General features: G+C 71.4%; 12 protein-coding genes. 8 read left to right on the forward strand and 4 right to left on the reverse strand.

Annotated elements, in window-relative coordinates; all coding sequences use genetic code 11:
* On the forward strand, positions 1–477 hold a 477-nt coding region (locus ACJ73U_RS42760; protein WP_407783508.1), incomplete at its 5' end, for a MurR/RpiR family transcriptional regulator.
* 16 nt (positions 478–493) lie between these two features.
* Positions 494–1423, forward strand: a complete 930-nt coding sequence (gene murQ, locus ACJ73U_RS42765) for an N-acetylmuramic acid 6-phosphate etherase (protein ID WP_407783518.1) — start codon at positions 494–496, stop codon at positions 1421–1423.
* 147 nt (positions 1424–1570) lie between these two features.
* Here the strand turns inward: murQ and ACJ73U_RS42770 are convergent, their stop codons facing one another.
* Positions 1571–2305, reverse strand: coding sequence for an oxidoreductase (locus ACJ73U_RS42770; RefSeq protein ID WP_407783509.1), 735 nt, complete (start codon positions 2303–2305; stop codon positions 1571–1573).
* 140 nt (positions 2306–2445) lie between these two features.
* Here ACJ73U_RS42770 and acs point away from each other — a divergent pair, with 140 nt between their 5' ends.
* On the forward strand, positions 2446–4434 hold the full coding sequence (acs, locus tag ACJ73U_RS42775) for an acetate--CoA ligase (RefSeq protein WP_407783510.1): 1989 nt from the start codon (positions 2446–2448) through the stop codon (positions 4432–4434).
* 42 nt (positions 4435–4476) lie between these two features.
* On the opposite strand, the gene ACJ73U_RS42780 is transcribed toward acs, so the two are convergent.
* Entirely contained in the window at positions 4477–5070 is a 594-nt protein-coding gene (locus ACJ73U_RS42780) for an NUDIX hydrolase (protein WP_407783511.1), read from the reverse strand.
* A gap of 5 nt (positions 5071–5075) precedes the next feature.
* Between ACJ73U_RS42780 and ACJ73U_RS42785 the strand changes: the two genes are divergently transcribed.
* From ACJ73U_RS42785 to ACJ73U_RS42805, 5 genes are read left to right on the forward strand one after another with little or no spacing between them, the layout of a single operon-like run.
* Complete coding sequence (locus ACJ73U_RS42785) at positions 5076–5834, forward strand: VIT family protein (RefSeq protein WP_407783512.1); 759 nt, start codon at positions 5076–5078, stop codon at positions 5832–5834.
* Between the two features lie 48 nt (positions 5835–5882).
* Positions 5883–7046 carry a Na+/H+ antiporter NhaA gene (gene nhaA / locus ACJ73U_RS42790; protein WP_407783513.1) on the forward strand — a complete coding sequence of 388 codons (1164 nt, stop codon included), beginning with the start codon at positions 5883–5885 and terminating at the stop codon, positions 7044–7046.
* A 46-nt stretch (positions 7047–7092) separates the two neighbouring features.
* Entirely contained in the window at positions 7093–7602 is a 510-nt protein-coding gene (locus tag ACJ73U_RS42795) for a phage holin family protein (protein WP_407783514.1), read from the forward strand.
* 13 nt (positions 7603–7615) lie between these two features.
* The gene (locus ACJ73U_RS42800; protein ID WP_407783519.1) at positions 7616–8590 is read left to right on the forward strand and encodes an alpha/beta fold hydrolase; all 975 of its coding nucleotides are present in this window, start codon (positions 7616–7618) and stop codon (positions 8588–8590) included.
* Positions 8591–8643: 53 nt separating this feature from the next.
* Positions 8644–10014, forward strand: a complete 1371-nt coding sequence (locus ACJ73U_RS42805; protein WP_407783515.1) for an alpha/beta fold hydrolase — start codon at positions 8644–8646, stop codon at positions 10012–10014.
* A gap of 51 nt (positions 10015–10065) precedes the next feature.
* On the opposite strand, the gene ACJ73U_RS42810 is transcribed toward ACJ73U_RS42805, so the two are convergent.
* Both ACJ73U_RS42810 and ACJ73U_RS42815 read right to left on the reverse strand, forming a co-directional pair.
* Entirely contained in the window at positions 10066–11250 is a 1185-nt protein-coding gene (locus ACJ73U_RS42810) for a MarP family serine protease (RefSeq protein ID WP_407783516.1), read from the reverse strand.
* Between the two features lie 23 nt (positions 11251–11273).
* Positions 11274–11900: NUDIX hydrolase (locus ACJ73U_RS42815; RefSeq protein ID WP_407783517.1), on the reverse strand; the 627-nt coding region annotated here is incomplete at its 5' end.

The raw sequence follows: 11900 nt of genomic DNA on the forward strand, positions 1-11900 counted from the left end.
CACTCAATCCCTAAACTACCCTCATACCAACACCAGAAGCTGCACCGCATCGGCCGGATCAGCTTCGCCTGGAGCGACACCCACATCATGCTGACCTCCGCCGCCGTGCTGGGCAGGGGCGATGTCGCCGTCGGCATCTCCCACACCGGCGCGACGGCCGACACCGTCGAGGCCCTGCGTGAGGCCAGGAGGGCCGGCGCCACCACGGTCGCCCTCACCAACTTCCCCACCGCGCCGATCAGCGAGGTGGCCGACCTCGTGCTGACCACGGCGGCGCGGGAGACAACGTTCCGGTCCGGCGCCACGGCAAGCCGGATCGCGCAGCTGACCGTCGTCGACTGCCTGTTCATCGGGATCGCCCAGCGCCACCTGGCCGACACGATGAAGGCCCTCGACGACACCAGGGACGCGGTGGGCTCGCACCGTCTCGAGACCCGTCACGACGGTCGCCGCAAGGCGCGGGAGACCGGTAAATGATCGCTGGGGGAGGTCGCTGATGACTGTGCCGCGTCAGGCCGTACACGTCGATTCGCCGACGGAGCGTCGCAATCCACGCACGACGGACCTCGACCAGCTGTCAACGCTCGACCTCCTGCGCTCCATCAACGCGGAGGACCGCCTCGTGCCGGACGCGGTGGCCGCCGCGCTGCCCGCGCTGGCCGCGGCGGTCGACTTCGCCGTCGACGCACTGCGGAACGGGGGCCGCGTGCACTACGTGGGCGCCGGCACCTCCGGCCGACTGGCCACCGTGGACGCGGCCGAGCTGCTGCCGACCTACAACGCGCCGCCCGGCTGGTTCGTCGTGCACCACGCGGGTGGGGCGGTCGCACTGCAGACCGCGGTCGAGGACGCCGAGGACCAGGACGAGGCGGGTGCCGCGGAGCTCGCGGCGTCCGCGTCGCCTGGTGACTTCGTGCTGGGCCTGACCGCGTCGGGCCGCACGCCGTACGTGCTCGGCGCGCTGCGTGCGGCGCGGGAGCGGGGGGCGCGGACCGGTCTGGTCTTCTCCAACCCGCACGCCACCGGGCTGCTCGACATCGACGTGCTCATCGAGGTCGACACGGGCCCCGAGGTGGTCGCCGGGTCGACGCGCATGAAGGCCGGCACGGCGCAGAAGCTGGTGCTGACGTCGTTCTCCACCGCGGTGATGGTGAAGCTCGGCCGCACCTACTCGAACCTGATGGTCAGCATGCGGGCCACCAACGCCAAGCTGCGCGGCCGCACCCTGCGCATCCTCCGCGAGGCGACGGGCGTGCCGCAGCAGGAGTGCGCGCGGGCACTGGACGAGGCGCACGGTGACCTGAAGGTGGCACTCGTGCACCTGCTGTCGGGGGCGGACACGGAACAGGCGGCCACCGCCCTCACCGTCGCCGACGGCCACGTCCGCCAGGCACTCGCCGCCCTCGGCGCGACCGCCCTCTGAGGTCGACCGTCTTGGTGCAGGTGGGCCGAGACGCTAGGGTTTCTCGGCCCACCTTGGGAGGGGGGATCCCGTTCGGCGAGGAAGGGGGGACTCGCCTGCACCCAGGGTGGACGGTCCCGCACGTGGCACGCTGGACTCCGGCTGGAGTCAGGCCGGGAGTGCCGCCTCGGCGATGCTCGTGGCCTCGCGGGCGCCAGCTTCTATCGCCTCGCAGCTGAAGCGCAGCCACTCGGTCATGCCGTCCGGGCCGCCCTTCTTGAAGGCCGCCAGCGCCTCGCGGTAGCGGTCCGACCTGCGCAGGTAGAAGACCTCCGGCACGATCAGGCCCCTCGGGTCCAGGCCGGTGGCGATCATGGTGATGCGGGCGGCGGCACGGGCCACCACGCCGTTCGCCGAGACGAACGGGGACAGCGCGAGCAGCTCGCCGTGCACGATGGCGGTCAGGACCGGGCCCGGTGCCGAGGTGCCGCCGGCGACGATGTCGGCCAGGATGTCCAGCCGGCGGGACACGGCGTGCACCTCGCGGGGCCGGCCGAGGGACTCGTCGTCGGACAGGTCGGCGGCGGCCAGGACGTGGAGTCTCGCCAGCGCCTGCATGGGCGCGCGCTGCCACACCGGCAGCAGCGGCCCGATCGACTCACCGATGCGCAGGGCGCCCGCGAGGTGCGGTTCGGTGACCTCACCGGTCACGGGGATCTCCGCGTCGCCGCCGTCCAGTGCCGCCGACGCCCGTGCGGCGCGGACCGAAGCCTCTGCCGCGGTCGCCGGCCAGCCACGCCGGTTCGCCGGGTGTCCGTGTACGGCGTCGACCGCCTCGCGTGCTGCGGCCACCGCCTCGTCGACGCCGGGCAGTTCCAGCAGCGGCGCCAGGGGGTCTGTCACGGTGACGGACACTACCGGGTGACATCCGTACGTGAACCGCCAGTTCATTGGTCTGGACCTCTGTACGTGCTGTCATCTCGCGTGATAGAGCACTACGGTCGTGGCGTCACACACCTCTCGGGTCGAGGAGGATCCGCATCATGACCGAGCAGTCCGGCCAGGGCCAGACGCTGGACAACCTGCTCACGGAAAGCAGGACGTTCCCCCCGAGCGACGAGTTCGCCCAACAGGCCAACGCGAAGGCCGAGCTGTACGAGCAGGCTGATGCCGATCGCGAGGCGTTCTGGGCGGCGCAGGCCGGCAAGCTGAGCTGGGACACCCCCTGGAACGAGGTGCTCGACTGGACCAACCCGCCGTTCGCGAAGTGGTTCGTCGGCGGGAAGCTCAACGTCGCGTACAACTGTGTCGACCGTCACGTGGAGGCCGGCAACGGGGACCGCGTCGCGATCCACTGGGAGGGCGAGCCCGGCGACGGCCGCACGATCACCTACGCCGACCTGCAGCGAGAGGTGTCCAAGACCGCGAACGCACTGCTCTCGCTGGGCCTACGGGCCGGCGACCGGGTCGCGATCTACCTGCCGATGCTGCCCGAGGCGATCTTCTCGATGCTGGCGTGCGCACGCCTGGGCCTGACCCACAGCGTCGTGTTCGGCGGCTTCTCGGCCGAGGCCCTGCGCTCGCGGATCGACGACGCGCAGGCCAAGCTCGTGATCACCGCCGACGGGCAGTACCGCCGCGGCAAGCCGGCGCCGCTGAAGACCGCGGTGGACGAGGCCGTCGCGCAGACGCCCTCGGTCGAGCACGTGCTGGTCGTGAAGCGCACGGACACCGACGTCGAGTGGACCGACGGCCGCGACCTGTGGTGGCACGACGTCGTGGAGGGACAGTCCGACCAGCACACCCCGGAGGCGTTCGACGCCGAGCACCCGCTGTACATCCTGTACACCTCGGGCACGACCGGTAAGCCGAAGGGCATCCTGCACACGGCGGGCGGCTACCTGACCCAGTGCGCGTACACGCACCGGAACGTCTTCGACGTGAAGCCGGAGAGTGACGTGTACTGGTGCACCGCCGACATCGGCTGGGTGACCGGCCACAGCTACATCGTGTACGGACCGTTGGCGAACGGCGTGACCGAGGTGGTCTACGAGGGCACGCCCAACACGCCGAACGAGGGCCGCCACTGGGAGATCGTCCAGAAGTACGGCGTGACGGTCTACTACACCGCGCCGACGCTGATCCGCACGTTCATGAAGTGGGGCAAGGACATCCCCGCCGAGTACGACCTGTCCTCGCTGCGCGTGCTGGGCTCGGTCGGCGAGCCGATCAACCCGGAGGCGTGGATCTGGTACCGGGAGAACATCGGTGACAACCGGACGCCGGTGGTCGACACGTGGTGGCAGACCGAGACCGGCGCGATCATGATCTCGCCGCTGCCGGGCGTGACGCCGGCGAAGCCGGGCTCGGCCCAGCGCGCGCTGCCGGGCATCTCGGCGAAGGTCGTCGACGACCAGGGCAACGAGGTCGCGAAGGGCGGCGGCGGGTACCTGGTGCTCGACCAGCCGTGGCCGTCGATGCTGCGCGGCATCTGGGGCGACGACGAGCGGTACCGGGAGACGTACTGGTCGCGGTTCGCCGACCAGGGCTTCTACTTCGCGGGCGACGGCGCCAAGTACGACGCGGACGGCGACATCTGGCTGCTCGGCCGCGTCGACGACGTGATGAACGTCTCCGGCCACCGCATCTCGACCACCGAGGTCGAGTCGGCGCTGGTGTCGCACCCGACGGTGGCCGAGGCCGCGGTCGTGGGCGCCTCCGACGAGACGACCGGCCAGGGCATCGTGGCGTTCGTCATCCTGCGCGGCGGCTTCGCCGAGGACGAGGCCAGGGGCGAGGCCGCGATCAAGGCACTGCGCGACCACGTGGCGAAGGAGATCGGCCCGATCGCCAAGCCGCGGCAGATCATGGTGGTACCGGAGCTGCCCAAGACCCGCTCGGGCAAGATCATGCGCCGCCTACTGCGCGACGTGGCCGAGAACCGCGAGATCGGCGACGTGACCACCCTGGCCGACTCGTCGGTGATGGACCTGATCTCCCAGGGCCTGAGAGGCTCCAGCTCGGAGGAGTGACCGCGGAGAAGCCGGCATCCCCCCGCACGGGGGTGCCGGCTTCTACTCGAGGTCGTTCCGGTAGTGCTCGATGAGGTGTCGGACGGGGTGGGTGAGGTCCCTCGTCAGAGCCTCCGACAGGGTCAGCCACTGTGCGTTGACGCCTTCCTCGTTCAGCCGGACCTCCTGGGTCGGGTCGAAGTCGGTTGCGTAGGCGTACCAGCGGTGGGCGTCCGAGCCGCGGCGGCAGGAATCGCCGGTGATGTCCTCCGTTGTCAGGTGTTCGAGGTGGGGCGCTCGCAGGCCGGTCTCCTCGTGGAGTTCGCGGCGTGCGGCCGGTTCGGGTGACTCGCCCGTGTCGACGTGGCCCGCGGGCACGGTCAGTGCGGCGACCGGGAACATCGTCCGCTCGAAGAACAGGAAGCGGCCGGCGTCGCGGACGAACACGCCCGCGGTCTCGTGCCAGTACTCGCCGTCGGGGGCGGTCCACCAGGTCACGGCCGGGTCGATGATGATCCGGCGTTCGTCGCGGTGGCCGCAGGTGTGGCAGTCGAAGTGCTCCCTGCCGTTCTCCGACCCCCGGTCGACCGTCTCGGCCTGGCAGGCGACGCAGTACTCGTGCCAGCCGTCGGCGGGTGGCGGGAAGTCGAGCTTCATGGACCATGAGGTTAGGGGCGCGCCTGGTAGCCGCACACGGTTCAATACCAAGGGTGTCTGTTACCCACCCCGGCGAGCCGCACCACGCGAGTCTCGGCGAGCGGTTGAACTGGTTGCGTGCCGGCGTGCTCGGCGCGAACGACGGGATCGTCTCGGTCGCCGGGGTCGCGGTCGGTGTGGCGGGTGCCACCAGCGACCGGACCGCGATCGTCATCGCCGGGGTCGCGAGCCTGGTCGCCGGGGCGCTGTCGATGGCCGGCGGTGAGTACGTCTCCGTCTCCACGCAGCGGGACACCGAGCAGGCCGCTCTCCGGCTGGAGCGATACGAGTTGGAGACCATGCCCGAGCAGGAGGAGCGGGAGCTCGCCGGGATCTACGAGGAGAGGGGCCTCTCCCCCGAGCTGGCCGCCGAGGTCGCGCACGAGCTGACCCAGAAGGACGCGCTCGAGGCACACGCCCAGGCCGAGCTGGGCATCAACCCGGACGACCTGACCAGTCCCTGGCACGCGGCGTGGGCGTCACTCCTCGCGTTCACCGTCGGCGGGCTGCTCCCGCTGCTCGCCATCATCCTCCCCGGTGCCAGCGTGCGGGTCTGGTCGTGCGCGGCGGCCGTCGTGGTCGGGCTGGTGCTCACCGGGGTGGTCAGCGCGCGGCTCGGCAACGCGGACGTCCGGCGCGCGGTGGTGCGCAACGTCGGGGTCGGCGCGCTGACGATGCTGGTCACGTACTTCGTCGGCGTGCTGTTCGGGGTCACCACCGGCTAACATGGAGCCCGGTGTGCCGGGAAGTCTGGTCGGCGGAGAGGAGATCCGTTGACCGACCTCGGCCGCTACCTACGCACGGAAACCGTAGGCGGTTCCATCCTCCTGGTCGCCACCGCACTCGCCCTGCTCGCCGCCAACGGGCCGTGGGCGGACGTCTACCACGCGCTGCGCGACGCCGAGCTGGGCCCGCACGTGCTGCATCTCGACCTCACCGTCGGTGACTGGGCCAAGGACGGGCTGCTCGCGCTCTTCTTCTTCGTCGCCGGCCTGGAACTCAAGCGCGAGCTGGTCGTCGGTGAGCTGTCCCGGCTCAGGAACGCCCTGCTCCCGGTGATCGCGGCCGTCGGCGGCATGGTCGTGCCCGCCCTGCTCGCACTGGCCATCGGCTGGGGCGATCCGCGCATGGCCCAGGCCTGGACCATCCCGGTCGCCACGGACATCGCGTTCGCGCTCGGGGTGCTCGCACTCGCCGCGTCCAGGCTGCCCGGCGGTGCCCGCGTGTTCCTGCTGAGCCTCGCCGTCGTGGACGACCTCGGCGCGATCCTGCTGATCGCGATCGTGTTCACCGGCACGTTCGACCTGCTCGCCGCGGCCGTCGCGGTCCTGCTCCTCGGGCTCTACCGGCTCCTCCAGCACAGGCGCGTCCGCACGCCCTGGCTGTACGTGCCGGTCGTCGTGGCCACCTGGGTGGCCGTGCACGCGTCCGGCATCCATGCGACGGTCGCGGGCGTCGCGCTCGCGCTGCTGACCCGCGTGCGTGCCGACCCCGGCGAGGACTCCTCGCCGTGCCTGCGGCTCGAACACCGGCTGCAGCCGTGGTCCGCCGGGCTCGCCGTGCCCCTGTTCGCACTGTTCGCGGCCGGCATCCCGATCAGCGCGAACGTGTTCGGCGACCTGTTCACCGACCGGCTCGGGCTCGCGGTGCTGGTGGGGCTGGTGGTCGGCAAGCTGGTCGGGATCACGGGGTCCGCGCTGCTCGCCGTGCGGCTGGGGGCCGCGCGACTGCCCGCCGACGTCACGTCGAAGGACCTGGTCGCGGTCGCGATGCTCGGCGGGGTCGGGTTCACGGTCAGCCTGCTGATCGCCGATCTGTCGCTCGAGGGGCCGGACATGGAGCTGGCGAAGGCCGCCGTGCTCGCCGCCTCACTGGTCGCCTCGCTGCTCGCGGCCGTGCTCCTGGTGCGGCGGAACAAGGCCCGCTCGGCGAGTTGACCCCGCCCGGCCGGCCTCTATCACACGCACGTGGCACGATGTCGCGGTGACCAGCGCGCGCGAGAACAGCCACGGAAACGGGGCGGGACTGCCGAGGGTTCCGTCGATCCCGCTCTCGGACGACGTGAGCACGGCGGCCGACCAGTCCATCGGCGGATTGGTCAAGGACGCGACCACGCACCTCTCGACGCTGGTCAGAGGCGAGTTCGAGCTGGCGAAGACCGAGCTGACCGGCGAGGTGAAGAAGGCGCTCACGGGCAGCGTGTCCTTCATCGTCGCGCTCGTGCTCTTCCTGCTCGCCCTGCCGTTCCCGCTGGTGGCGCTCGCGCTCGGGTTCAACGACATGTTCGACTGGGAGGACCACCCCTGGTTGGGCTTCCTCGTGCTGTTCGGGGCCGCCATCGTCCTGATCCTCCTGATCGTGTTCTTCGGCTACCGCAAGTTCAAGCGAATCCGGGCACCACAGCGGACGATCGACTCGGCCAAGAGCACCGTGGCCGTGCTCCGCAACCGGGGCGACGACGGGCACGACGCGCTCGACCGCCGGCACCCGTGATCCCTTGACCGCCATCGTGCGACCGGACCCGTCGACAGTGCGCCTCGACGGACCCTGGGTGCACCGCGACGTCCACGCGAACGGCATCCGCCTGCACGTCGCCGAGGCCGGCGAGGGTCCGCTGGTCCTGCTGCTGCACGGCTTCACCGGGTTCTGGTGGACCTGGCGGCACCAGCTCGGCGCGCTGGCCGACGCCGGTTTCCGCACGGTCGCCGTCGACCTGCGCGGCTACGGCGACTCCGACAAGCCACCCCGCGGCTACGACGCCTGGACGCTCGCCGGCGACGTCGGCGGGTTGGTCAAGGCGCTCGGTGAGCCACGCGCACACCTGGTCGGCCACGCGTGGGGCGGCATGCTCGCGTGGACGGTCGCCGCGCTCCACCCGCGCCTGGTCGGCTCGGTGACCAGCATCGCCGGTGCGCACCCGATGGCACTGCGCCGCGAGATGTTCCGGACCGCGTTGCAGCGGAAGGCGAACAACCAGGCCCGCGCCCTCGGTCACGTGTTCCGCGCGCAGGTCCCGGTCGTGCCGGAACGGTGGCTCACGCGCAAGGACGCCGCCACCGTCGAGGCGCTCATGCGCCACCGCTCCGGGCCACAGTGGACGGAGACCGCCGACTTCGCCGCCGCCGTCACCCGGCACCGCTCCGCCATGATGGTCCGCGGCGTCGCGCACAGCGCGCTGGAGTACTACCGCTGGGCCGGCCGCTCCCAGCTGCGCAGCGAGGGCCGCCGGTACACCGAGGCCATGCAGCGCCGGATCAGCGTGCCGGTGCTGCAGATCGCGGGCGCACTCGACCCGTGCGTGCTGCCCCGCACGCGCACGGTGTCGGAGAAGTGGGCCACAGGCCCGGTCCGCACCCACACGCTCGACGGCGTCGGCCACTTCCCGCAGCAGGAGGCGCCGGTCGCGACCAACCGCCTCCTCACGCGGTTCCTCGCCCAACAGGGGGGACATCTCAGGGATCTCCCTGAGCCAGCAAGGTAGATCGCGCACACATACTCACTCCCGGGGAGATCCACAGCCCATTGGGAGGGTTCATGAAACGCGGAGCAGTACTGCTCGCCGCGCTGTTACTCACCGGCCTCACGACCGCCACCACGACCGCCGCCGCGGAACCCGCCATCGGCTGGCAACCATGCGGTACCAACGTCGACTGCGCGACCATTCCCGTGCCCATCGACTACGCGCACCCGGCCACCGGCACCATCGACCTCGCCATCGCCCGGACCAGGGCGACCGGTGAGAGGCAGGGCACGCTGGTCTACATGCCGGGCGGCCCGGGTGACTCCGGCGTGAACCGTCTGCTCGGCGGGAACGTCGTGCCGCCGGCCGTCGCGGAGCGGTTCGACATCGTCAGCTACGACCCGCGTGGCACCAACCGCAGCCACCCGGTCGTCTGCGACCCGACGCTCGTCGCGAACCTGCCGAACTTCGTCCCGGAGACGGGCGCGCGGCTCGCGGACCTGCAGGAATACGCCCGCGACCTCGGCAACAGCTGCCGGCGGGACACCGGTCCGCTGGTCGACCACATCGACAACGTCAGCGTGGCACGGGACATCGACTCGATCCGGGCCGCGCTCGGCGAGCGGCAGATCACCCTGTACGGCCGGTCCTACGGCACGCTCGCCGGCCAGATGTACGCGGAGAACTTCCCGCGGCGGGTGCGGGGTCTGGTGCTGGACAGCGTGTTCGACCACGGCCTCGACCCGACGCGGTTCGCCGTCACGGAGGCGAGGACCGGCGAGGACGCGTTCGGCGAGTTCGCGAAGTGGTGCGCGGCGGACGCCGGCTGTGTGTTGCACGGGCAGGATGTCGGTCAGGTGTACGGCGACCTGTTCGACCGGGCGGCCCGCGGTGAGCTGCCGGTGAGCGCCTTCGAGCTGGTCCAGGCCGTGCTCAACACCTTCTACACGCCGCACTGGTCGGACACCGCGGAACTGTTGCGGCAGCTGTCCGGGGGGCCGGCCACGCTCGCCGCCGACGAGCCGGCGCCGTTCCCGCTGGCCGCGTTCTGTGCCGACCACCGCGTGCGCCTCTCGTCACAGGGCGAGTGGGAAGCGATGTGGCGCAAGCAGACCGAGGCCGCGCCGACCATGCGTGCGCACTTCGCGTTCGCCGCGCTGACGCTGTGCTCGGCGTGGCCGGCGGCCACGCCGAACCCGCAGCACCGGACGCACGTGGCCCGGAGCGTCCCGCCGGTGCTGATCATGAACTCGCTGCACGACCCGGCGACCGCCTACGAGTGGGCGCAGGACGTCAACCGGCAGATCGACCGCAGCGTGCTCCTGACCTACGACGGCTGGGGCCACGGCATCACCAACCGCACCGACTGCACGAAGGCCGTCTTCACGGACTACGTCGTGAACGGCAGGCCACCGCGGCCGGGCACGCACTGCGCGGCCGGCTAATGCCCTGAGGGTGCCTTTGGGACGTCCACCGTCCCGAGGGCACCTCTTCGGTCAGGCTGCGCAGTTGCCGGTCGACACCGCGCGGGACAGGTTCGGGGCCGCGTTGACGTCGTCCGCCACCTCGCCGGCGGTCAGGGCGAAGCCGGTCTCGGACTGGTCCGTCGCGGCGCCGAAGATCACCCCGATCACGCGGCCCTGCGTGTTCACCAGCGGACCGCCCGAGTTGCCGCTCTGCACCAGTGCCCGCAGCGTGAACACCTGCCGCTCCACCTGGTTCGAGTCGTAGATGTCGGGCCCGCGCAGGTTGATCTCGTCGCGGACCCGCGCCGGCGCGGCCTGGTAGCCGCCGTCGAGCGGGTAGCCCAGCACGATCCCGTCCTGCCCGGACTCCGCCGGCTGGCCGGCGAACCGCAGCACCGGCGCGGTCAGCCCCGGCACGGCCAGGACGGCCACGTCGGTCTCCGGATCGTACAGCACGACCCGGGCCTCCAGCTCGCCCTGGTCGGTGAGCACGACGGCCTCGCTGGTGCCGGCCACGACGTGGGCGTTGGTCATGACCCGCTCGTGGGCAACGACGAAGCCGGATCCTTCGAGCGCCCGCGAGCAGGACGGCGCCCGCGCGTGGATCTTCAGGACGCTGGGCCGCACGTTCTGCACGACCGCGCTGCCCTGCAGGGCCGGGTCCGGCGGCGCGACCTCGCGGTTGGGCGTGTGGTCGAACGGGTCGACGACCTCGGGGAAGCCGGACACGTCGAGCAGCCTGCGCAGCTCGTCCGGCAGGTCCTGCGCGGCCTGCGGCATGACCCGGTCGACTCCGCCGAGGATGGTCGAGTTGCGGATGGCCGACGCGAGATCGGGCAACCCGCCCACGGTGACCAGCGGTAACGCGATCAGCCAGGCGACAACGAACACCACGGCGCCCTGCACGATGGCGCCCAGCGCGTTGTCCACGCCGGCCAGCTTCGGCGACTTGATCTTCTGACGCAGGCTGCGGCCCAGCCAGACCCCCAGCGTCTCCCCCAGCGCGACCAGCAGCACGAAGATGGCCACGGCGAACGCGACCCTGGTCGGCGTCGACTCGATGTACTTGACCACGAGCGGCGCGATCTTGATGCCCGCGACGGCACCCAGCAGGACCCCGATGAACGCGGGGAGCGCGGTGATCACGCCCTGCCGAGCCCCCGAGATCGCGGCCAGGATCGCGAGCAGTACCACGACCAGGTCGACCCAGTTCACGCGTTCATTCCTCCCCGACGCCGTCAGCCAACTGAACGCCACGCGGCGTCAAGGTCGCGTACGACCGAACCGTCCCATGGCCGCTCCCACCCGCCGAGCCGCAGCAGCAGCGTCAGCACACCGGCGGTGAAGCCCCACACCAGCATGCCCGGCAGCGCGAACGCGGGTCCTGAGAACCCGGATGGATGTCTACACGTGAAACGGTTCGCGGGGTCGGCGAGTTCAGCGACCGGCACGCGCGCCACGGCCGCGCTCTCCGCCGGGTCGACCGCCCAGACCCGGCTCGGCTTCTCCCAGTGCGCGATCACCGGCGTGACGTGGAAGCCGGACACGGGGATGCCCAGGGTGGGCAACAACGCGAGCGGGCGCACGCCGGACGGGTCGAGGCCGGTCTCCTCGACGGCCTCCCGCAGCGCGGTCGCGACCGGGCCGTCGTCCCCCGGCTCGCTCGAGCCACCGGGGAACGCGACCTGACCGGAGTGCGCGCCGCCGCTGTTCGCCCGCAGCTGCAGCAACAGGTCCGGCCCGCGGGTCTCGTGCTCGCCGAACAGGACCAGCACGGCGGCGTCCCGGGGGTTCACGGGTGCCGGCGACAGGCGGCGGAACTCGCCCGGATCGACGTCGCGGGTGCCCTCGACGACCGCGCGCAG

The organism is Actinophytocola sp. (assembly GCF_045807065.1).
Classification (GTDB): Bacteria; Actinomycetota; Actinomycetes; order Mycobacteriales; family Pseudonocardiaceae; genus Actinophytocola.